This window comes from Victivallis lenta, assembly GCF_009695545.1.
In the GTDB taxonomy this organism is placed as follows: Bacteria; Verrucomicrobiota; Lentisphaeria; order Victivallales; family Victivallaceae; genus Victivallis; species Victivallis lenta.
The window spans coordinates 37112-58637 of record NZ_VUNS01000008.1 but is presented as its reverse complement, the minus strand read 5'-3'; the positions used below and the strand labels follow the sequence as shown (position 1 = coordinate 58637).

The window sequence follows — 21526 nt, the reverse complement described above, 5'->3', positions numbered from 1 at the left end:
ATGGCGGAAGACGGCAACACCGGCATTGCAAAGGTCGCGGTCTTTTTTCTGACCGCCTGGTTCGTCGCCTTCCTGTTCGGCAGTCTCGGAGAGGCGTTCCTCCGGCGAGGATGGGGTGACATGTTCCGTCTGCTGCCGCTTCTGACCCGTCTGGCGGTTAACGGCGGCTATTCCGGGATCATGATTTTTTTCACGGTGGCCTGGGTGGCCGCCTGGCTGATTCTCGACCGGCGCGGCAGCGTTTCGGCCTGCCGGATTCTGCTGGCAGCGGCAGTGTCGGCGGAAGCTGCCGCCTTGTTTGTCTTTTTCCTCTGCATTGTGCGCATCATCCTTTGACGCGGAACGGGCCGAGAAGCCGAATACCCGCGTTCCGGCGGAATTCGCGGTTTTGCCGCCACTGAGTCCCCAACATTTCCGCCTGATGTCCGTCCGGCTCCTGCTGAGGCGGCTTTTAGCTTTAAAAATATATGTTTACTTTAAATATTAAAATTGAAAGAAAATATAAAGTTTTTTCAAAAAACGGTTGACAAAACGGAGATTTTCTGGTATAATTATATTTGTGAAACAAAACGAAATCGGAAAGGGCCGCGCAAAATGGCGGGGAAAGCTTCACCGGCGATGAAAATGGCGGATATCGCCGAACAGCTTGGTATCAGCACGGTTGCGGTCTCCCTTGCGTTGCGTGGTTCGCCGCAGGTATCGAAAGAACTCCGGAGCAGGGTGGCCCGGATTGCGGCGGAACACGGATTCCGCACCCGGCGCTATCCGCAGCGTCGCGGCAGCTCCGCCGCCGGAACGCTTCAGGGCAGGATTGCGGTGGTGAAGGGCAGCTATTTCAGCGACAGCGACCCGGTGGCGGCTTTGATCCGCAGCAGCGTTCTTCAGCGGCTGAATGAGCGGAAGGTTCCCTTTGAGGTGGTTCCGTTCGAACGGCTTGAGGCGGAACCGGCGCTGCTGGACGACTGCCGGGGGATTCTTTCGGACTACTCCTGCAAACCGGAACAGTGCCGCCTGTTTGCCGGTCATCCCCATGCGTCGGTCATGAATGAAGAGCTCGGCATCGGGCCGTGGGACCTATATAAAGCCAACGATCTTCAGGCGGGGGAGCTGGCGGCGGAATATCTGATCGGTCGCGGATTTGCGCAGACTCTGCTGGTTTACGGGGAGCCGATGTCGTTCCGCCCCGAGACGAACCCGCGGCTCCAGGGATTTCGCAACCGCATGAAAACGGAGAGGATTCCGGTGACGGAGCTGCGCTGCGATTATGCGGAAAGCTCCGGCAGTGTGACCGGGCGCTTCAAAGCGTTGCTCGACCGGTTCGGGAACCGTCTCGGCATCTTCGCATTCAACGATTTGCTCGCCTACCGGATCTGTCTGACGCTCGACTTTCTCGGCCTGGTCCGCCGCCCGGGCGAACTCGAAATCATCTCCTGCGACAACACTTTTCTGCTGAAAGGGTTCAATCCCCCCGTCCCGGAGGTCGATCTGCATATTCAGGAGATTGCATCGCGTGCCGTCGACGGCTTGCTCTGGCGGATCGAGAATCCGTCCGCCTGTGCCGCCGACCTGCTCGTCCGCCCCGGCCTGGTTGTCGCCGGGGAAGAATAAGAGTCTTATAATAGTTAGTATGTTATGTAAGCGACACCTGGTGCCATTTACGTAATCCATTTCTGTTCAGCCGATTATCGCCTGCACTGGAGTTGCCGGCCTCTCTTCCGGTCTCCGGCGGCGGCTGTATTCCGGCCGCGTTCTGTCCGCAACGTCTGCATGTTTTGCCCGGAGCTTCGTGGGGGAATATCTTTTCTCTGCGCCCCATTTCTTACGCTCATGCGGCGGGTATGTCATCGTGCAGCGTTTTCCTCCTGCCGCGCTTTTTTGCCGGGCGGCAATGAATTCGCCTCCGCTTCACTTATTAACTATTATCGGACGGAGGAAATCATGCAAAGAAAAGGTTTTACGCTGATTGAACTGCTGGTCGTTATTGCGATCATCGCGATCCTGGCTTCGATGCTGCTGCCCGCATTGAATCAGGCGCGGGAAAAGGCGCGCAGCTCCGCGTGCATGAACAACATGAAGCAGATGGGAATGGCATTCCGGCTCTATGTCGATGACAACGACGACTTTCTGGTTTTTCAGGATAACGAGGGCGGCAGTTTCAGGGCCTGGACGCAGCGCATCCTGAGCGACAAGGATGCCACCCGCTATGCGGCATGGGAGACGGCGCAGTGTCCGTCCGACGCAAAAAAAATGCTCTATACCGCCTGCTTCGGCATCTCCGGCATGGCGGAATACAATTATGACGCCGATTATACCGGCAACCGGGATATGGGCAACGGCGTCGGCAAAGGCGACTATATCGGCCGGAATTTCCTCGTCAGGCATGATGGCCGCAATGATATGCGGTTTTACAAGATCGGCCGGTTGAATCATCCCTCCGACACCATCTCCTACGGCGATACCTACAACACTGCTTACCAGAACGGCGCCTGGTATTTCACTCCTTCCGCTTACAAGGAGTCGCAGGAGATCGGTTTCATGCGGCGGCATGCCGGGCGCGGCAATGTCCTCTTCTATGACGGGCACTGTGTCTCCCTCGATAAGAGCGGACTGCGTGCCACGGGTTCCGCGGTGACGGTTTCCTACAACTCGGCAGGCGGGAAAGAGTAGGTTCTCCATCTGTATTGATCTGCCGCCGTCCCGCTTCGGCGACGGGCAGGCGGCCGGCATCTGTTTTATCCAGCATAATGTGAGGTATTCATGAAAATTCATTCCTGCGTTCTCTGTGCCGCTCTTCTGTTCACGGGGCTGCTTTCGCCGGCCCGGGGAGAAGCGGCGATGGCCGAAGCCCGGGTGGCCGATCCGCTCGACGGCGGCGAGTGGAGCTTCTCCTGCGGCCCGGAATATCCGGGTGCGAAAGGTTCATTCGAAATCAAGGACGGCAGGCTCCTGATGAATGCCGACTTCCGCGGCGGCGGCAGTTATGTCGCAGTTCAGCGAAAGCTGCCGGTTCCGGTCGAGATCGGGAAACTGAATTTCACGGTGAAGGGCGTTGCCGGCAATGTGGCTGTGCGTTTCTTCGATTCGAGCGGCCAGACCCACCAGCATTTTTTCAAGGTCGCGGCGAAGGATGGCGAACCGCGCAGCTTCTCGGTCGCGGCGAAGGGTTCCCCCGAACACCACTGGGGCGGTCCGAATGACGGCAGGTTCACGGGGCCGGTCACCGGTTATGCGCTGGTTGTTCACAGGGGGGATCTGGGAGCGAAGCAGGGGGCGGTCGAGTTTTCCGGCATCTCGGTCGATACCTCCGATCCGCGCATTTATGCGCTCTCATGGAGTGTTCCGTCGCCGGAGTCGCTGTTTCGCCGCCCCGGCGATGAGACGCCGGTCGCAGTCCGGGTTTCCTTCCGGACGAAGCGGGTTCCCGGAGACTCCGGTTTCGTCTATTACGATTACTCCGGCGGCGAGTGCCTGACCGGCAATGCCCGTTACGACGAGGCTGCCGGTCTGCTGCTGGCCCCGCCGCCGCCGGGACGCGGATTTTACGAGCTGGCCTATCCTGAATTGAAAATTCGCATCGGCGTGGCGGTTGACGATGCGCCTCCGGCGAAAGCAGACGAATATTTCGCTGTGGACGGCTCGTTCAGCTGGGGCGGCAAACCCGGCGACGAAGCCGGCATCCGCAGTTATCTGCGCATTCTGAAGGATAACGGCATCGTCTGGAACCGCGACCGGCTCAGCTGGAAAGGGATCGAGCCGCAGGCGGAGGGATTCGATTTCGGCGGCCGTTTCGGCCTCTATCGCCGCCTTGCGGCGGAAGAGGGGATTAAAACGCTCGATACGTTTCATGACGCCCCGGCCTGGAGCGGCGCCGACCCGCGTCATCGTGATTCGGTCGGACCGCATGCGAACCTCTATCCGGAGGACCTGCTTGCGGCCGGTCGCGGCCTGGCGACGATCGTCGGCTACTGGAGCGACACGGTCGATGCTCTCGAGGTCTGGAACGAGCCGGATATCGGCTTCGGCAACCACTTCCCGGCAGCATACGTCACGGCCTTCACCAAAGCGGTTTCGCGCGCCTTTTCCGAACGCGGGCTGAACCGGCTGGTGGTCGGCGGCGTATTTGCGAACACGCGGCCGAATACCGGCTTTTACGATACCTATGTCCGCAACGGCCTGCTGGACGACTCCGACGTCATCAGCTATCACTCCTATGCCGACACGCCCGCCATGGAGCAGGAGGTCGCCGCGCTGCGCGCCGTTGAAGCGAAGTACGGCTACCGGCCCGGCATTCCGCTCTGGATTACCGAATGCGGCAAGCCGTGGCCGCGCGGCGGCTACCGTTCCTCCGTGTCCGGCGACATCAACAGCGCCGCCGAGATCACCGGCAAGGCGGTCGAACTGCGCGCGCTCGGACTGGAACGCTTCTTCGCATTCGAGTACAAGTATTATGACGAACGGCAGAACAACTTCGGCATGATGGACGACAAGTATACGCCGATGCGGTCGATGGCCGCTTACGGACACCTGGCGCGCGTTCTGGCGCATCGCGGTTATATCGGGGACCTGAAGGGAACCGAGGCGGTCCGCGCCCGTGTTTTCGAGGGTTCCGGCGACCTGGTCGCCGTTCTCTACTGCGGCGTGGGGGAGAACCGCCGTACATCGCTTGCGCTGCCGGCCGGTCTGCCCGTGCTGCGCGCCGCCGGCGCGGACGGACGGCCGTTTGAGGTGCGCGGTTCGCAGATTCCGCTCGGCGACGGAATCGCCTATGTATATTTGCCGAAGACGGCGCGAAGCAGGTTCGTCGATGCCGGAACCGGCGCGATGAAGCTTTATCGCATGGCGAAAGAGTACAAGCCGGTTCCGCGTGCCGCAAAGCCGCTCGTGCTGCAGCCGGTTGGCGATATCAGCGGTTTTCTGGTCAACACGTACGGCTTTTATGTGAGATCCGGCGAGATGGAATTCAAGGTGAAAATCAATAACTTCAGCGGGGAGGAGATCGTATTCCGGCCCGGAATCGAGCTGCCGGAGGGAGCGAAGCTGCTGGCCGCGCCGGAAGAGACGGCCGTGCCGCGGCGCGGGAGCGCGGTAGTCGGATTCCGCATCTCAATCGACCCGGCGGAGACGCCGAAGCAGTTCCGCACGGTCGTACTCAAGGACCGGGGCGGGATGGCGACCCCGATCGCCTTTTCGGTTCGGCCTTACCGGGTGGAGACGGTGAAGGCGCGCCCGGCTTCTGCGATGGGGGATGAGGGCGGCTGGCTCGACTTCGGCGGCCAGCAGCGCTGGACGACCTGGCCGGGCGGCGCGATGTCGCCGAACATCGGGGCAAAGCTGCGTGTGTTCTACACGCCTGGAGAATTGATCATGCAGGTGAAGGTTGACGACCCGTCGCATCACAACAGCCACGGGGCGGAAGAGGCGTGGCGCGGCGACTCTGTCCAGCTGACCCTCCAGCAGCGCGGTGCGGACGGCATGCCGCCCGCAGCCAACCCGCGCTGGAACGAAATCACGGCGGCGAACTGCCGCTCCGGCAACGCGCTCTTCCGCCATATCGGATCGCCGGCCGGCCTGCTCGGCGCTTCCGCGCTGGATTTCCGGCACGACGGAGCCGGTTCGTTCTATGAGCTCCGGTTCGATGCGAAGGAGCTCGGCCTTGTATTGAAGCCCGGTTCGAAGATCGGTTCGGCGGTGCTGGTCAACAGCGACTCCGGCCGCGGCCGCGACGGATACCTGTCCTGGGGGAGCGGCATTGCGGACGGCAAGAGCGATCGGCTGTTCAACCTGATCGAACTCGAATAGTCCGGCAGGCCGGAGAGGAAATGCCTCTCCGGCTCTGATGTCCCGGGGATTACCGGCGGGCGGGGGCTTCGAGGATCAGCGAAAGAACCGGGCGCCCTTCGCCCTTGTCGATGACCTTCAGTATGTTTTTTTCATACCGGAAGCTGTAATAGAAACTCCACTTCTTCAGGAGCTCCGTCTCCATATCCGGCGTCAGGACGCCTTCCGGCGACAGCGAATAGCCGCCGGCCCAGTCCCAGAACGCGAACGGTGAAGGATTCTCGGCCGGCGTCGTGATGTGAAGGAAGATCAGGTCGTTGTTGACGAGGGCGAAGTCGTCGCGCCCGGCGGCGGTGTAGCGGCCCTCCGGCAGGCGCGGCGACGTGCAGCCCGCGAGCGTCAGAAGGGTGATAAGGGCGAACAAACCGGCGAAAATTCGTTTGGCGGTCATCTGGCGTATCCTCTCTGCATCGAAAACAATAACGGGTAACTGTCCGATAACTGTAATGCATTTTTTGAAAAAGTCAAGGCGGCGCGACCCGTTCCCGGAAAAAACGCCGAATTTGCGGTTTGCGGTTTGACATTTCATTTTCCGCGCGCTATAGTGAATTCATATCCTGGGTTAACATGGTAATCGAAACGTTTTCGATGAAAGAGACGGCATGTTGATGCCATCGAAATATTAACAATGCCTTTCTCGGAGGTGTGAGTACGGCGGAGCCGCACGGAACACCGCAGAGCGGGGCTCCCGGAGAGTGTCATCCGCCGCGCAAATGCTGTGGATGACAAGCCCGACTTGTCCTCCGCAGCCTCGGCGAAGGAGGAAGGGTGGCAACTTTTCGGAAAAATATTAACAATGCCTTTCTCGGAGGTGTGAGTACGGCGGAGCCGCACGGAACACCGTAGAGCGGGGCTCCCGGAGAGTGTCATCCGCCGCGCAAATGCTGTGGATGACAAGCCCGGCTTGTCCTCCGCAGCCTCGGCGAAGGAGGAAGGTGGCAACTTTTCGGGGAACAAAGGAGGTCATGTCATGCGGTTCAAACGGCTTTTCACCCGGACATTCAAGCTTGCGGCCTGCGCCGCGGCGGGAGTGTTCGCATTGTCCGTGGCGGCGGAAGACGCGCTGCCGCCGGCGATCCCCGAATTCAGCGGTCTGGCGAAGGCGAAATGGAGTCTCGGCAAGTACGGCAGAGAATCCGCAAAGGACGGCAGGACCTTCCTGACCGTCACCGTTCCGGCCGACAGCCCCGATAAGAGCGGCATGAACTGCGCCGAAACGCAGGTCGACCTCAGCAAGTTCCGCGGCGAATCGCTCTGCTTCATGATCCGGGTACGGGCGAAGGACGTCTCCACGCCGAGACAGAGCTACAACGGCGTCAAGTTCATGCTGAACTACAAGGACGGCGACGGCCGGGAATTCTGGCACCATCCGTCGAATCTGAAGGGCACCTTCGACTGGCGGGAGACCAGTTTCACGGTATCGGTATCGGACTCCGCCGGCAAGGGCCGGCTGCAGCTCGGGTTGCAGGACAGTTCGGGCGAGGTCGAGTTCGATCTCTCCACATTGCGGGTCTTCCGGCTCTTTCCGCGCGTCAACCAGAATTACAAGGTGAAGTACCCGAAGGAGGTTGCCGAGACGCCGGTCCTGCGCGGCGTGATGTCTCCGCACACCTTTACGGACGACGATCTCAGGACGCTGCATGACTGGAATGTCAAGCTCGTTCGCGCGCAGATCACCCGCGACTGGGGCAAGTCGAACACCGACCGCGATCTTGCCGAATACGACAAGTGGCTGAACGGCAAGCTCGATCACCTCGAGGACGTGTTCAGGCGCGCCGAGAAGTACGGCATCAGGTTCGTCATCGACCTGCATTCGCCTCCGGGCGGCCGCGGCGAGGACCGCAACATGACGATGTTCTTCGACAAGAAGTATGCCGATCACTTCGTGAATGTGTGGGAACGCATCGCGAAGCGGTTCAAGGGCAACCCGTCGGTCTGGGCCTATGATCTTGTCAACGAACCGTTTCAGACCCGTCCGGCCAAGTACGATTACTGGAACATCCAGCGCATGGCCGCCGAAGCGGTCCGCCGGATTGACCCGGATACTCCGATCATGATCGAATCGAACGACTGGGATTCGGCTCCGACCTACTCCTATCTGTCGCCGCTGGCGATGGACAATGTGATCTATCAGGTTCATATGTACGCTCCGGGCCAGTTCACGCACCAGTTTGTCCACAATGCCTTCGGGGAACAGGGCAGCAAGGCCGACCTCATCAAATATCCCGGCATGATCGGCAGCGAGAAGTGGGATAAGGAGATGATCCGGAAGCACCTGAAGCCGGTGCGCGATTTCCAGCTCCGGCACAACGCCCGCATCTACGTCGGCGAATTCTCCGCCATCGCCTGGGCGCCGGGCGCGGCCGACTACATCCGCGACTGCATCGACGTTTTCGAGGAGTACGGCTGGGATTGGACCTACCACGCCTTCCGCGAATGGGACGGCTGGAGCGTCGAGCATGAAGGCATGCCCGGCAGGCTCTCCCCCTCGAAAGGCAACGACCGCAAGGACGCGCTGCTCGAAGCGTTCCGGCGCGGCGTCGAAAAATAACCCGTCAACCGAGGAAGGCCGTTTTTGTGGAACGGCCTTTTTTATGGAGGAAACCATGTTGAAAAAACTGTTTTCGGTTTTTGCCGCGATGGTGTTCGCGGTTGTGACGCTTCCGGCCGCCGAGGCGCGGCTGCGGCCGGTCGGCCCGGAACTTTCGAAGCTGGAGTGGAAGCCGGCCGGCGGATACAGCCGGATTGAGACCGTCGACGGCAGGAGCGTGCTGGTCACCGACGTCCCGAAGGACAAAGCGTCCGGACACCACTGGTTCGAGCGGGAGCTCGACCTGAAACCGTATCGCGGCAGAACCATCACCTTTTTCGTCCGCTACCGGTGCACCGATGTGTCGAAACCGCCGCAGCCGTACAACGGCGTGAAGTTCATGCTGGCCTACAAGCCGGGGCCGGAGGCGCCGATGCAGTGGCCCGGCTCGAACGGCGCATTCGGTTCGACCGACGGCTGGCAGCCGCTTGCGTTCAATGTGACGTTCCGCGATACGGCCGAAACCGGCGTGCTGTCGCTCGGATTGCAGGACAGTTCGGGACGGATCGAGTTCGACCTCGATTCGCTTCAGGCCGGAATCCTGTTTTCGCCGGAGGACCGGGTCAACCTCGATTACAAGGTCAAATATCCGGAGCGCATCGCGAATCATCGCCGCCAGCGCGGCGTCATGTCGCCGGGAACCATCCGCCCCGAGGACCTCAAAACCCTGAAGGAGTGGAATGTGAATCTGATCCGCGCCCAGCAGACCCGCAACTGGGGAGCGATCGGGACGGAAGTCGATCTCGCCGAGTATGACCAGTGGCTGAACGGCAAACTCGACAACCTTGAGAAAGCGATGGATCAGGCGAAGGAGTACGACATCAAATTCGTCATTGATCTGCATACGCCGCCGGGCGGCAAGATTTCGAGCAGCAACATGCGCATGTTCTTTGAGAAGAAGTACGCCGACCATTTCATCGAGGTCTGGAGACGGATCGCAAAGCGGTTCAAGGACCATCCGCAGCTTTATGCCTACGATCTCGTGAACGAACCGGTGCAGGCGATGCCCGCGCCGTACGATTACTGGAATCTGCAGCGCATGGCCGCCGAGGCGATCCGGGAGATCGACCCGGATACGCCGATCATGATCGAGTCGAACGAATCCGACCGGCCGCAGACCTATCCGTATCTGTCGCCGCTGGCGATGGACAACATCATCTACAAGGTTCATATGTATTTCCCGCTGACCTACACACACCAGCGGCTGCGCGGCGAAGGGCCGTCCAGCGTCTATCCCGGCGTGCTCGAAGGGGAGAAGTGGGACAAGGAGAAAATCCGCGAAACCCTTCAGCCGGTGCGCGACTTCCAGCTCCGCCACAACGCGGAGATCTACGTCGGCGAATTTTCCGCCATCGCCTGGGCGCCGGGCGCGGAGAAGTACATCAACGACTGCATCGAAATCTTCGAGGAGTACGGCTGGGACTGGACCTATCACGCATTTCGCGAGTGGTCCGGCTGGAGCGTCGAGCATGAAGGGACGAATCCATCCGACCTGAAGCCCGCGAAGGAGGATACCCCCCGGAAGAAGGTCCTGCTGAAGTATTTCAGCCGGAACCGGTAAAAGCTGAAGGAAGCTCCTCTCTCCCCCGGGAGCGAGGCATCTCGGAGGCAGGTGAGAACGGGAGGTTTTTCCCTTTCTGAATAAAAAACGGCCCCCGCAAATGGAGAAATCCCGTTTGCGGGGGCTTGGATTGTCCGCGCTATTCGGCGGTGTTGCGCGAAAAGTATTTGAGCAGCACGCGCTTGCGGGCGTTGTCCGGTGACGGGCGCATGGAGACGTGGCTTTCACCCTCATGTTCGAGGCTCCAGCCGTTCCATTCCCGGAAGGCGTGGTAACTCCAGTCCCAGCCGTATTCTTCGAAGATTTCGATGCAATCTTCGAGATATCGGTCGGCGCCGGGCGCCCAGATCACGGCGGAGAATTCGCCGACGTAGATCTTCGCGTTGTGGCGGAGCTGGAAGTCGCGCACCGGCTGAAGGGTTTCGCGGATTTTCTCCTTGTCCCACACAGTTCCGTAGATCGATCCCGGATAACTCCGGTACGGTTCGGGCGCTTCAACCCCCTGGTGAGTGAATCCCGTCGGCATATACATGTGGACCTCATAGATCACATTGTCCATCGCCAGCGGCGACAGATACGGATAGGTCTGCGGGCGGTCCGCCTCGTTCGATTCGATTATGACCGGGGTGTCCGGATCGATGGCGCGGACCGCCTCCGCCGCGTTCTTCTGGGTCGTCCAGTAGTCGAACGGCGCGGGCGTCACCTGCGTCGGTTCGTTGATGAGGTCGTAGGCCCAGACGGCCGGGTGGCCCCTGAACCGTTTCGCGATCCGTTTCCAGACTTCGATGAAGTGGTCGTGGTACTTTTTGTCAAAGAACATGAGCATGTTTTTGCCGTCGGTGGAGCCGCCGGGCGGGGTATGGAGGTCGATGACCGCTTTGATTCCGTACCGCGCCGCAAGGTCGAGCTCCCCGGCGAGCCGGTCCAGCCGGGCGTTGATCCAGCGGTCGTAATCGGCGAGGTCGAGTTCGGTTCCGAGCCTGCCCCAGTTGCGCATGAGCTGGAAGCGGACCAGATTCACGTTCCACTCCTTCAGCGTTTTGAAATCCTCTTCGGTCATGCGGTGCGGCGACATGACGCCGCGGCGGCGCGGGCCGCCGGCGATCTTCTCCGGGTAGCTTGCTTTGTAGTCGAGGTTGACCCGGTCCTGCGGGCTGAACATGACGAAAGTCCGGAGCGAATCGAGGTCGAATTCGACCCGGCCGGAGCTGCTTTCAAGCCCGAGCACGAGCCGCCCGGAGTGCGAACCCGGTTCCGGCGGTTCGATGACGACGGAGATTTCGCCCCAGTCGCGGCTGTTCCAGAGTTTCTGCGGGTGGCACCAGAAATGGGCGCCGTTGCCGCCGACGTAGTCGAGCATGAATTTGACGCCGTTCCACGGTTCGAGCGGCGGCGTGACGCCGCTCCAGCGGCAGCGGACCGACATGGTCACGCGCCGGTCGAGGAACGGCGTAAGATCGACCGGCGCGGTCAGCCAGTGCTGTCCCTTTTCGGAACCTTCCGGCACGTCGATGACGGCGATGCGGCGCCCGTCGACGGTTTCGATCCGTCCGGTGCCGTCCGTGCTTTTCCACGGCAGGGCGGCGTAATTGCCGCCGACCGTCTCCCGGGCCGCCGCCGGCAGCAGCGCCGAGAGCACGGCGAGAGTGAAAAGAAGCTGTTTCAACCCGGGTCCTCCCTTTACTGCTGCGCATACTGGATGTTGGCGGTGCCCCAGAAGTAGCGGGGGCTGGTCAGGTCGGGCGTCCAGCCGTCGGCCGGGACGTCGTTGCGGGACTTCCATTCGGAGTGGCCGTCGGCGAAGGTCACGTTCGCGCCGTTGCCGTGCTTCCACCAGACGCCTCCGGCGGTCGCGTTGCCGGAGAGGTCGGCGGCGTTGGCCGCGCACGGCGTCGCCCAGGCGATGGTCCGGTCGATGTCCATCAGCATCATGCGCGCGGAGGGTCGGCGGATCGAGGCGGTTTTGCGCATGATCCGGCCGCCGCCGCCTTCATAGGAGGCGTAGTGGCGGTTGATGCCGTAGTGGCGCGACCCGTCCGGGTTCGGCATTCCGTCGGCGCCGGCCGGGCAGGCGAAAATGCCGTAGGGCCGCTTGAGCTGTTCGTCGTAGAATCCCCAGTCTTTGATCTCGGAACCCGGCATGTAGAGCATCATCAGCATCGACTGCCATTTGCCGTTGTTGGCGGGCTTGATGTTGCCGTCGTCGTTCATGACGATGCCGTTGTTCTGGTCGGTGTACATCTGCACATAGGTGCCGAGCTGCTTCTGGTTGGAGGTGCATTTGATGGTTTTGGCCCGGTCGCGCGCCTGGTTCAGCGCGGGCAGCAGCATCGAAGCCAGGATTGCGATGATCGCAATGACGACCAGAAGTTCGATCAGTGTGAATGGTTTCAGCGGTTTCATGAGAACTCTCCCTTGGTTATGGATGGTGCAACTTGATTTTTCTCGGAATCCGGTGGTCCCTGCGGGGGCCGCCGTCGATCTCCGCAAAAAGCTGGCTGCAGGCGGTTTCCGCCAGAAGCTCGTATTCATGGCCGACGACCCAGCCCCGGAAGTCGGGTTTCCAGACCGAGGACTCCCCGATCAGGCGGCAGCGGTCGAAGTCGGGCCGGCGCTCCCGGAGAACCGGCTCGATGTCGCGCAGCATGCCGCCGACCGCATAGATCGCCTCGGGCATTTCGAGCAGGTCGAAGATCGTGTGGAGACGGTCGGCCATACCGGGATTGCGCAGCACGAGCAGCCTGTCGTTGAACGGCGTTCCCGATTCGGAGAAGGCGCGGCGCAGCCCGGCGATCTGCGGCATATCGGGCCGCTTGGCGATGACGACCGGCGACCGGCGTCCCTCTCCCAGCAGTTTCCGGCCGACCTGATACCCCTCGAGCTCCATGTCGTAACTGATGCAGGAGTGTCCGGCCCGCGGATCGTTGACGGTGACCGCCGGAACGGTCAGAGCCGCGAAGAAAGCGTCCGCCGCGGCGGACGGCGCGAAGTCCGGCCCGAGCCAGATCAGCCCGGTCATGGAGAGAAACGCGAGGCTCTCCGGCACATGGCCGGCCGTGTGGAACAGATTGATCGGGTACAGCAGTTTCCGGCCCGACGTGATCCGGCGCCCGACGGCCGACAGGAGATCCCACAGAAAATTCTCATAGTAGATCTGGCGCCCGTCGGCGGCCAGCACGCCGATGACTTCGGTCTTTTCGCGCAGCCAGCCGCGGTCAGGGTTCGTAAAAAGCCCGATTCCGGGCTTTACGGTCAGGTAATCGTCGTCGACAAGCTCTTTCAGCGCGCGCTGGACCGTGGCGGTGCTGACCTTGAAGAAGCCCGCCATCTCCCGCATCGAAGCCAGCCGCTTCGGTGCACAGCCGGACTCCAGCACCGAGTCGATCACGTATTTCCGGATCTGCTGATATTCGGCCGGAGTGGAGTGTTTGGTGATTTTGAGCTTTGGTTGTATCATTGTTAAAATACTGTTAGATTTGTTCTGGTATCTCATGTATACACATAAGATACACTTATATTATACCAAAAAATTTTAAAATGTCAAGGCAAAAATGTCAAGAAATGGTGAAAAGAACTTGCCGGGACGGTTTTGCAGGGCTAGTTTAAACAGAATGTCGGTGATAATGAAACAATCCGGAGGGTCGGAATGAGAGATTGGGATCGTCGTGCCGAATGGCTGGAACGCGCGGAATCGCTGAAGCCGGAGCTTGAACATTGGGCCGTGGAGCCGCGGGCTCTGGTGGAGCCGGAATTCTGTGAGGACGCCTGGCAGAAGTGCCGGATGCGCGACCTCGCGCCGGCCGCGGCTTTGCGGGAGCGTGCATTCGGCGGCGGGGACTCCTTCACTGTCGATTTCGGCGAAAGCGTGGTCGGGCGGCTGCGGCTCCGCATGCGTCCGGTCGGCAGGAACGATTCGCCGCTGCGGCTGCGGCTGACCGCGGCCGAACTGCCGTACGAGGCGTCGGCGGATTTTTCCGGTTATCACGGCGGCCTCAGCCGGGCGTGGCTGCAGGACGAGGTTGTGAACTTCGACATCCTCCCCGGTGAATTTGTGCTGCCGCGCCGCTATTCGTTGCGGTATCTGAAAATCGAAATCCTCTGCGTCGCCGAGCAGGTCGTTTTCGACGCGGTCGAGGTGATCGCCGAGGCGGCGGTGCGCGATTTGCCGGAGCCGCCGGCGGCGCTTTCTCCGGAACGGGCGGCGATCGACCGCGTCGCCCTGCGGACGCTCCGCAACTGCATGCAGACGGTCATGGAAGACGGCCCGAAGCGGGATCGGCGGCTCTGGCTCGGCGACCTGCGGCTTCAGGCGCGGGCCAATGCGGCGAGCTTCCGCCGCTTCGATCTCATCGAGCGTTCTCTCCTGCTGCTGGCGGCGGCGAGCGATGACGACGGGCGTGTTCCCGGCTGCATCTATACCGAGCCGGAGCTGCGCCACGGCAACGATACGGTCGACTATGCGCTGCTCTTCGCCCCGACGCTCGAAGACCTGGTCCGCGAAACCGGGGATGTCGAGCTCGGCAGGGATTTGTATCCGCTGGCGGTCCGGCAGTACGAGCTGTTCCGCCCCGGAATCGATGCGGACGGACTGGTCCGGTACGACATGGAGGGCTGGGCATTCATCGACTGGGCCGCTTTCGACCGGCAGATGCCGATGCAGGGGGTCGCAATCTACAGCCTGCGGGCGCTGGCGCGCCTGGCGGAGCGTTTCGGCTATGCGGAGGAGGCGCAGCTCCGCCGCGCGGAAGCGGAGCGTCTGGCGCAGGCGCTCCGGCGGTTCCGTTACGACGCGGACCGGAAGCTGATCCTCTCCGGACCTGAAGGCGAGGTCTCCTGGGCCGGGCAGATCTGGCCGATCCTGGCCGGAGTCTTTACGCCGGAGGAGGCGCGTGAAATCCTGCTGGCGGTCGAACAAGTTCCGGGCGCGCAGCGTCCGGTTACACCGTATATGCACCACCATTTGCTCGAAGCGTATTGCTTTGCCGGCCTGCGCGAAAAGGCGGAGGCGTGGATCGATTCGTACTGGGGCGGCATGGTGCGGCTCGGTGCGGACACCTTCTGGGAAGTCTATGTGCCGGGCGACGATTTCCTGTCGCCGTACGGCGACGCCCTCATCAACAGCGCCTGTCACGCCTGGAGCTGCACGCCGGCCTGTTTCCTGCGCTGACTCCGGCGGCGTTGCGGCGGCGGGGAGGCGTTTCGTCCTCCCTCCGGCGGACGCTTCATGGCGTCATTTCCGGTTCATGGCGCGGCCGTTTTCCGCACGGTTTCCGCGATCGCTTCCGGCGTCAGGCCGAACTCGCGCCGCAGGCAGCCGACTTTTCCGTGCGGAACCGGCCGGTCGGCCGGCCAGCCGAAGTGCAGGATTCCGCCATGAGGCGTTCCGGACAGCGCTTCGTCGAGCGCCGTGCCGAGTCCGCCCGAGAGCACATGGTCCTCGATTGAAATGGTCGTCCGCCCCTCGGCGAGCTTCCGCGCCAGTTCCGCGTCGAACGGAGAAAGGAAGCGCGCGTTGACGACGCAGCAATCCATATTGAGCAGTTCCGCCGCCGCCAGCGCCGTGTCGACTTCGGGCCCCATGGCCCAGATCACCGGCCCCGCACCCGCCCGGACCACATCGGCCCGGCCGAACTGCAGTTCCGGCACGCAGGCGCCGGGCGGCACGTTGCTGCCGCCGCGCGGATAGCGGATAGCGACCGGCCGCTTCAGCTCGTAGGCGAATTCGAGCATTCTGCGCAGCTCCGCTCCGGAGCGCGGCGCCATGACGGTCAGGCCCGGCAGTGCGCGCAGGAAACCGAGGTCGTAGATGCCGTGGTGCGTCGGTCCGTCTTCGACCGCCCCGGCCCGGTCCAGCGTGAAGATCACCGGCAGCTGCGGCAGCACCACGTCGTGATAGACGCAGTCGAGCGCCCGCTGCATGAAGGTCGCATAGATCGCGCAGATCGGCCGCAGGCCGCCGATCGCCAGCCCGGCGGCATAGGTCACCGCATGCTCTTCGGCGATGCCGACGTCATGAAAACGGTCCCAGTGCGCTTCCGCGAACGGAGTGAGCCCCGTACCGTCTTTCATGGCCGCCGTGATCGCGTGGATCTCGGGGTGGCGAGCGGCCAGCTCGACCGCCGCTTCGCCGAACACGCTCGAGAAGGACGGTTTGCCGGACGAGGCGATTGCGCCGGTCGCCTTGCAGAAGCCGGGAACGCCGTGGTAGCGGGCCGGATTCTGCCGTGCATGTTCATAGCCGCGCCCCTTTTCGGTTGTGACATGCAGGAGCACGGGGCCGGCCTGCTGGCTTTCGAGGTGACGCAGGTGATAGAGCAGATCCGGAATCGAATGACCGTCGATCGGCCCGATGTAACGGATGCCGAGCTCTTCGAAGAGCCCGCCCGGCAGGATCAGGTATTTGACCGTCTCCTCAAACCGCCGGATCATCTTGTGCAGCGTTTTGTGACGCGGCAGCGAAAACAGCAGCCGCTTGGCGGCGGTTTTGAACCGGTTGTAAAAGCTCCCTGATATAATATGGTTCAGCGACCGGGCGAGGCCGCCGACATTCCGCGAGATCGACATTTTATTGTCGTTCAGGATGATGATGAGATTTTTCCCGCCGGCGTGGGCGTTGTTGAGCCCTTCAAGCGAAATGCCGCAGTTCAGCGAGCCGTCTCCGACCACCGCGATCGCCTTGTGCGGGTTCGACGCGGCGCCGAGCGCGGTCGAAATGCCGAGCGCGGTCGAAATCGCGGTTCCGGCGTGCCCGGCCACGCTCGCGTCGAATTTCGACTCGCGCGGATGCGGGAAACCGGCGCATCCGCCGAATCGCCTCAGGGTGCGGAAGAATTCCCGACGTCCGGTCAGTATCTTATGCGTGTAGGCCTGATGACCGACGTCGAATACGAGCGAATCGGCCGGGATGTCGAAAATATAATGCAGCGCAATGGTCAGCTCGACCGTGCCGAGGTTGGCGCCGAGGTGGCCGCCGTTTTCGCTGACCGTGTCGATGATGAGCTCCCGGATCTCCTTCGCCAATGCGCAGAGCGCGTCAGGCGGAAGTTTTTTCAGGTCCGCCGGGGAATCGATTTGTTCCAGATACATTCCGCGTAATCTCTCCTGAATGCGGATTCCATTCCACTATTATTCCTGCATAAAATACCATCGGAATACGTGTTTTACAATCTCCGCTTCTTGAAATTCGCGCGCCGGACGGGTATTTTATTAATGGAGGCCGGTCTGTTTTTAACGAAGGGGGAGTCCGGGATCATGAAATCGCTCGTTGTTTTCGCCGCATGTCTGGCGGTGTTGCTGTTTTCCGGCTGTTTTTTCGAATCTTACCGGCCGGTTGGGGAATTCGATCTTACGCTCGAAAAGGCCGAAAAGACGGGTCGTGCGCTCCGCATGCTCGAATTCCGCAACGATTCGACCGCCGGGAGCCGGATGCAGTCGCGCGACGCCTCCGGCCGGGTCATCCGCGACCCCTACAACCGCTGGGCATTGCCGCCCGAACAGCTGGTCGCCCGCGCGTTGAATCTTGCACTGCGGCCGGATTCGGAGTCGGCCGTGCCGGTCCCCGTAGCCGGAACGCTCGAGGTTTTTGAAGTGGACTCGGCGCGGAAGGAGTTCCGTCTGGCCGGCAGCTGGTCGCTGCCGGACGACCGGAGGGAGTTCCGCTTCGATTTCTCGGTTCCGGTCGAGGAAGATTCCGCCGAAGCCGTGGCCCGGGCCGCCGGCGTGGCGGTCGGCCGGCTGGCTGACCGTCTTGCGCTCTGGAGCCGCACCGAACTCGGGGATGTCCGGTAATGGACGGAATCAAGCGCGAACGGTCGCTGCGGGAGCTCTGTCTGCAGATCGCCGACTCGTCGATTGCGATGTGGAACGAGTTCTTCGGTTTCCTCGGCTTTTCACACCAGCTTCTCCGTTCCACCTCGCAGTCGCTGCGGCACCCGCGGCAGCTGAAGTGGCGCAGCGTCTGCTATTATATGGACAGCTGCGGTTCCGATGCGATGCCGATCATCGCGCTGCTCGGGTTCCTGATCGGCGTCATCCTCGCGTTCCAGGCGATTGTTCAGCTCAGCCGCTTCGGCGTGGACAATTTCGTGGTGAACCTGGTCGGAACGGTCATTGTGACCGAGCTGGCGCCGCTGGTCACGGCGGTCGTGCTGGCCGGGCGTACCGGCTCCTCCTTCGCCTCCGAGCTCGGGCTCATGAAATCGCGCGAGGAGCTCGATGCGATGGTCACGCTCGGACTCGATGTCGGCCGCTTCGAGCTTGTTCCGAAGCTCATTGCGCTGATTTTCGTCATGCCGGGGCTGACGATCATATCGGATGTCTGCGGCATTGTCGGCGGCATGTTCATCGTCTGTTCGATGCTGAATACATCCATCGCGGAGTATCTGAGCAAGACCTTTGAGGTCATCCAGCCGGTCGATCTTGCGCAGGGGATCGTCAAGAGCATGCTGTTCGCGGTCATCGTCGCCGCGGTCGGCTGTTGGAAAGGCGTCAGTGCCGAACGTGATGCGCAGGGGGTCGGCAAGGCGACCACGGGCGCGGTCGTCACGTCGATTTTTCTGATCGTGGTCACCGATGCCGCCATGACCGCGCTGTTCAGTTTTGTAAGTTAATCACGGGAATATCGAATCATGAATGAAGCAAATCGGTTGAAACTCGGGGGATTCCTGCTGATCTCGATCGCTCTCCTCGTCATCGGTTTCATTTCGGTCGGCGTCGGCAAGCTGTTCGAGCCGCGCTACCGGGCCATGACGGTCCTGAACACGTCGGTGGAGGGGCTGGCGGTCGGTTCTCCGGTCAAGTATCTCGGGCTCCCGGTCGGCAAAATCACCGCCATGACCATGCGCCAGAAGGACGGCTACATCGCGGTTTACTTCGACATTTTCCCGTCGGCGGTCGAACAGGACGACGATCTCGCCGGAGACTATGCGCCGGGCGGCACGAACTTCGCGACCGTCATGCGCAAGAAGAATATGAGCTGCTTCATCAACGCGGCCGGCATCATGGGCGGCGCCTATCTTGAGCTGTCGGTCAGCGATTCGCTGCCTCCGGCGATGCCGCATCTCGACGTCCAGCCCGGCGACGGCGTCATCTACATCCCGTCGCGTCCGTCGCACATCGGCAATGCGATCCAGAACATCAGCCGCATGCTGGACGAACTCGAGAAAGTCAACTTCATCCAGCTCGCCGACAAGCTGAATGAAACGCTCGACAACATGAGCGAAATCCTGAATCGCGGCGAACTCAAAAGCACGTTGAACAACATCAATCAGATCTGTTCGAACCTCGAAACTTCAAGCCGGCGGCTGCAGGCCGCGCTCTCCGAAGAGAACGTGCAGAAGGTCAATCGCGCGATCGACAACCTCGATGCCGGAATTCTCTCGCTGCGCAAGTTCGGCGACAGCCCCGAGCTCGGCACCATGGTCAGAAGCCTGAATACGTTCCTGACCGACGCTTCCGCCGCGATCAAAAAGGCCGAGGCGGGCGGCGCAAAGCTCAGCGACGACGCCGCCGCATTGAAGCTGCGGCTTGAAATGACCCTGACCCGTCTCGACAATTCGCTGCGGCAGCTGCAGGAGTTCACGCAGAACGTCGAAAACGACCCGAACCAGTTCGTGAAGGGACGTCAGGAGAAGCCCGTCCTTCCCTGATCTGACTGTGCGGCGGGCCCCCCGGCCTGCGGGCTCGCTGCCGCCTTTCCCGGGTCCTCATATCCGGGTGCCGGCCCGGACATTGCCTGAAAACGTGCCGGAACGGAGAGAAGTTGAGACGTTCTCATGCGACATCCGGACTAAACTTCACGGACCTCCTTCGGAAGCTTCAGGAGCCGTCGCTCCTTGTTGCCGATTTTGCGGACCGAAAGCTCGATTTCACCGAAGGGCGTGGGCTGGCTCCCCTCGACCCGGGTGAGCCCGCCGAGGCACGGTTCGATTTTGGCCTGTACGAACCCGGGGGCGGCGGGACGGATGCCGAGCACCTTTTCGGTCAGGAACGCGGCCGGTCCGCCGGCCCAGCCGTGGCAGAGGCTGTGGCGCAGCCCCGTGTAGCAGTGCTTGCCGAAATCGCCGTGGATATCGTCCTTGCCCGGAACCGGCAACTGGTCGATGCCGTAGGCGTTGCGCGTCCACTCCAGATCGAAGTCCTCCCAGAAGGTCGTCGCGCCGAAGTCGAGCATGCCGCCCCAGTAGCTGCGGATCACGTCGAGCGCGCCGGCGACATCGCCGGCCTCGGCGCGGGCCAGCAGCACGAAGTAGCCGTAGAAGGTGCTGATGCCGTGATCGGGCCGGTTCCGCATGATTTCGTCGTTCAGCTTCCGGGCGTCGCCGACGCCGCCGAGAATCTGCATCGCCGCGGCGATCTTGTTGCCGCGGCAGTCCGGCGCGACCGTGCGCAGCTTCGAAGCCGCCACACGGCAGCGGAGCGCGAGGCGCGGATCGTTCAGCTCTGAAGCGAGATCGGCGCCGCAGTCGAAGGTCCAGGCCAGCAGCCCCTGCAAACCGGCGTGTTTGAGCGTATCGTCATCGGCCGTCGACCAGTCGAGAAAACGCCATTCGGTCAGCGCCTCGGAGCCGTCCGGGGCGACGCAGGCCAGAAGCCGGTTCAGCAGCTTCGAGAGTGCGCTCTTCTGCTCGCGCAGATAGGCGTAATTGCCGCGGTAGAGATAGAAGTCGCGCTGGCAGATGACCCACCAGCACGAATAGCTCGACGCGGTGTTCATCCATTTGTCGTCGGGGGTGTGGTCGCGGACGAAGTCGAGGCTCTTTTCGACCAGGGCGGTTTCGTCGAATGCCGCGAGGATCGTGCGGATCTCGGGATAAAGGTCGCCCATCCAGACCAGCCGGTCGCGCTTGACGCCGTCGTAGATGTAGTCCTGGCAGTTCAGGTGAACGGTGTAGGCGCCGACCTCCCAGATGCGGTTCAGCCGCTCGTCGTCGGAGAGGAAGGTTCCGCGGTACTCCCAGTCGCGGTAGATCGCGGTCGCGACGACGCCGATCAGCCGGACTTCCGGCGCGTCGGCAGGAATTTCGAGCCGGACGAAGCGGAAGGCGGTCTGTCCGAAGTTGACCTGCCCCAGCTGCGGCAGCGAAAGAAGTTCCTGATGGATCGCGTGATCCTGCGTCGGCGTGCCCAGCGTCTCCGACACCGATTCGCCGAAGGTGATGCGCGCCCGGGAGAGCTTCATGCAGCCGGTGGTGACGGTCAGCAGCCCGTGCAGTTCGAGGCCGAAATCGAGAATGATCTCTCCGCCGGGCGGCAGAACGCACTCGCGCGGATTGAAGTGTACGAAGCTCTGAGTGTGCACTCCGTCGAGCAAAGCGGCGGAATCCGAGACGCCGGCCGATTCCCGGACGACCCGGACCGGCGGCACGAACCTGCGGACCTTGTCGTCCGCAACGGCATTGGCATAGGCGATTTTTTTCATACTGTTCCCGTTCATATGGTCCCGATGCGATTGTCACGCACCCATTATAAATCCGGATGACGTAAAAAACCTTGATAAAATTATCAGTGTATGGTATATTATGATCAAAACCGGAACT

16 protein-coding genes are annotated in these 21526 nt (G+C 61.7%); 10 read left to right on the top strand and 6 right to left on the bottom strand.

What is annotated here, in order from left to right:
* From FYJ85_RS09190 to FYJ85_RS09175, 4 genes are all read left to right on the top strand, one after another.
* On the top strand, positions 1-336 hold the full coding sequence (locus FYJ85_RS09190; protein ID WP_154418080.1) for a hypothetical protein: 336 nt from the start codon (positions 1-3) through the stop codon (positions 334-336).
* Positions 337-594: 258 nt separating this feature from the next.
* The gene (locus tag FYJ85_RS09185) at positions 595-1608 is read left to right on the top strand and encodes a LacI family DNA-binding transcriptional regulator (protein ID WP_154418078.1); all 1014 of its coding nucleotides are present in this window, start codon (positions 595-597) and stop codon (positions 1606-1608) included.
* Between the two features lie 330 nt (positions 1609-1938).
* Complete coding sequence (locus FYJ85_RS09180) at positions 1939-2667, top strand: prepilin-type N-terminal cleavage/methylation domain-containing protein (protein WP_154418076.1); 729 nt, start codon at positions 1939-1941, stop codon at positions 2665-2667.
* Between the two features lie 90 nt (positions 2668-2757).
* A complete protein-coding gene (locus tag FYJ85_RS09175) occupies positions 2758-5799 on the top strand; it encodes a DOMON domain-containing protein (RefSeq protein ID WP_154418074.1) in 3042 nt (1013 codons plus the stop codon).
* Between the two features lie 49 nt (positions 5800-5848).
* Here FYJ85_RS09175 and FYJ85_RS09170 read toward each other — a convergent pair whose 3' ends face one another.
* Positions 5849-6229, bottom strand: coding sequence for a YgdI/YgdR family lipoprotein (locus FYJ85_RS09170; RefSeq protein WP_154418072.1), 381 nt, complete (start codon positions 6227-6229; stop codon positions 5849-5851).
* A 579-nt stretch (positions 6230-6808) separates the two neighbouring features.
* Between FYJ85_RS09170 and FYJ85_RS09165 the strand changes: the two genes are divergently transcribed.
* Together FYJ85_RS09165 and FYJ85_RS09160 are read left to right on the top strand one after the other, a co-directional pair.
* A complete protein-coding gene (locus FYJ85_RS09165) occupies positions 6809-8389 on the top strand; it encodes a glycoside hydrolase family 5 protein (RefSeq protein WP_154418070.1) in 1581 nt (526 codons plus the stop codon).
* Between the two features lie 55 nt (positions 8390-8444).
* A complete protein-coding gene (locus FYJ85_RS09160) occupies positions 8445-9989 on the top strand; it encodes a glycoside hydrolase family 5 protein (RefSeq protein ID WP_206213066.1) in 1545 nt (514 codons plus the stop codon).
* Positions 9990-10128: 139 nt separating this feature from the next.
* Here FYJ85_RS09160 and FYJ85_RS09155 read toward each other — a convergent pair whose 3' ends face one another.
* The 3 genes from FYJ85_RS09155 to FYJ85_RS09145 are packed head-to-tail and all read right to left on the bottom strand — an operon-like array spanning position 10129 to position 13446.
* Positions 10129-11655: a glycoside hydrolase family 5 protein gene (locus FYJ85_RS09155; protein WP_206213065.1), complete on the bottom strand. Its 1527-nt coding sequence runs from the start codon at positions 11653-11655 to the stop codon at positions 10129-10131.
* Positions 11656-11669: 14 nt separating this feature from the next.
* A complete protein-coding gene (locus FYJ85_RS23065) occupies positions 11670-12392 on the bottom strand; it encodes a prepilin-type N-terminal cleavage/methylation domain-containing protein (protein ID WP_106054214.1) in 723 nt (240 codons plus the stop codon).
* Positions 12393-12408: 16 nt separating this feature from the next.
* The gene (locus FYJ85_RS09145) at positions 12409-13446 is read right to left on the bottom strand and encodes a GntR family transcriptional regulator (RefSeq protein WP_158704120.1); all 1038 of its coding nucleotides are present in this window, start codon (positions 13444-13446) and stop codon (positions 12409-12411) included.
* Between the two features lie 189 nt (positions 13447-13635).
* Between FYJ85_RS09145 and FYJ85_RS09140 the strand changes: the two genes are divergently transcribed.
* Positions 13636-15156, top strand: a complete 1521-nt coding sequence (locus FYJ85_RS09140; RefSeq protein ID WP_154418062.1) for an alpha-L-rhamnosidase-related protein — start codon at positions 13636-13638, stop codon at positions 15154-15156.
* A gap of 74 nt (positions 15157-15230) precedes the next feature.
* Here FYJ85_RS09140 and dxs read toward each other — a convergent pair whose 3' ends face one another.
* Positions 15231-17075 carry a 1-deoxy-D-xylulose-5-phosphate synthase gene (gene dxs, locus FYJ85_RS09135; RefSeq protein ID WP_154418060.1) on the bottom strand — a complete coding sequence of 615 codons (1845 nt, stop codon included), beginning with the start codon at positions 17073-17075 and terminating at the stop codon, positions 15231-15233.
* Positions 17076-17240: 165 nt separating this feature from the next.
* On the opposite strand from dxs, the gene FYJ85_RS09130 reads away from it, so the two are divergent.
* The 3 genes from FYJ85_RS09130 to FYJ85_RS09120 are packed head-to-tail and all read left to right on the top strand — an operon-like array spanning position 17241 to position 19636.
* Complete coding sequence (locus FYJ85_RS09130) at positions 17241-17777, top strand: ABC-type transport auxiliary lipoprotein family protein (RefSeq protein WP_206213064.1); 537 nt, start codon at positions 17241-17243, stop codon at positions 17775-17777.
* Positions 17777-18598, top strand: a complete 822-nt coding sequence (locus tag FYJ85_RS09125) for an MlaE family ABC transporter permease (protein ID WP_154418056.1) — start codon at positions 17777-17779, stop codon at positions 18596-18598. Before FYJ85_RS09130 ends, FYJ85_RS09125 begins: the two co-directional genes overlap by 1 nt.
* Positions 18599-18616: 18 nt before the next feature.
* A complete protein-coding gene (locus FYJ85_RS09120) occupies positions 18617-19636 on the top strand; it encodes an MlaD family protein (protein WP_154418054.1) in 1020 nt (339 codons plus the stop codon).
* Between the two features lie 140 nt (positions 19637-19776).
* On the opposite strand, the gene FYJ85_RS09115 is transcribed toward FYJ85_RS09120, so the two are convergent.
* Positions 19777-21408, bottom strand: coding sequence for an alpha-L-rhamnosidase-related protein (locus FYJ85_RS09115; protein WP_177994438.1), 1632 nt, complete (start codon positions 21406-21408; stop codon positions 19777-19779).
* Between the last annotated feature and the right edge of the window lie 118 nt (positions 21409-21526).

Excerpts from the sequence above, each read along its gene's own strand:
- FYJ85_RS09145 (WP_158704120.1), bottom strand. The coding sequence starts at position 13,446 with ATGATACAACCAAAGCTCAAAATCACCAAACACTCCACTCCGGCCGAA.
- FYJ85_RS09180 (WP_154418076.1), top strand. The coding sequence starts at position 1,939 with ATGCAAAGAAAAGGTTTTACGCTGATTGAACTGCTGGTCGTTATTGCG.
- FYJ85_RS09190 (WP_154418080.1), top strand. The coding sequence starts at position 1 with ATGGCGGAAGACGGCAACACCGGCATTGCAAAGGTCGCGGTCTTTTTT.
- FYJ85_RS09185 (WP_154418078.1), top strand. The coding sequence starts at position 595 with ATGGCGGGGAAAGCTTCACCGGCGATGAAAATGGCGGATATCGCCGAA.
- FYJ85_RS09115 (WP_177994438.1), bottom strand. The coding sequence starts at position 21,408 with ATGAAAAAAATCGCCTATGCCAATGCCGTTGCGGACGACAAGGTCCGC.
- FYJ85_RS09140 (WP_154418062.1), top strand. The coding sequence starts at position 13,636 with ATGAGAGATTGGGATCGTCGTGCCGAATGGCTGGAACGCGCGGAATCG.
- FYJ85_RS23065 (WP_106054214.1), bottom strand. The coding sequence starts at position 12,392 with ATGAAACCGCTGAAACCATTCACACTGATCGAACTTCTGGTCGTCATT.
- FYJ85_RS09170 (WP_154418072.1), bottom strand. The coding sequence starts at position 6,229 with ATGACCGCCAAACGAATTTTCGCCGGTTTGTTCGCCCTTATCACCCTT.
- FYJ85_RS09120 (WP_154418054.1), top strand. The coding sequence starts at position 18,617 with ATGAATGAAGCAAATCGGTTGAAACTCGGGGGATTCCTGCTGATCTCG.
- FYJ85_RS09130 (WP_206213064.1), top strand. The coding sequence starts at position 17,241 with ATGAAATCGCTCGTTGTTTTCGCCGCATGTCTGGCGGTGTTGCTGTTT.
- FYJ85_RS09125 (WP_154418056.1), top strand. The coding sequence starts at position 17,777 with ATGGACGGAATCAAGCGCGAACGGTCGCTGCGGGAGCTCTGTCTGCAG.
- FYJ85_RS09160 (WP_206213066.1), top strand. The coding sequence starts at position 8,445 with ATGTTGAAAAAACTGTTTTCGGTTTTTGCCGCGATGGTGTTCGCGGTT.
- FYJ85_RS09175 (WP_154418074.1), top strand. The coding sequence starts at position 2,758 with ATGAAAATTCATTCCTGCGTTCTCTGTGCCGCTCTTCTGTTCACGGGG.
- dxs (WP_154418060.1), bottom strand. The coding sequence starts at position 17,075 with ATGTATCTGGAACAAATCGATTCCCCGGCGGACCTGAAAAAACTTCCG.
- FYJ85_RS09165 (WP_154418070.1), top strand. The coding sequence starts at position 6,809 with ATGCGGTTCAAACGGCTTTTCACCCGGACATTCAAGCTTGCGGCCTGC.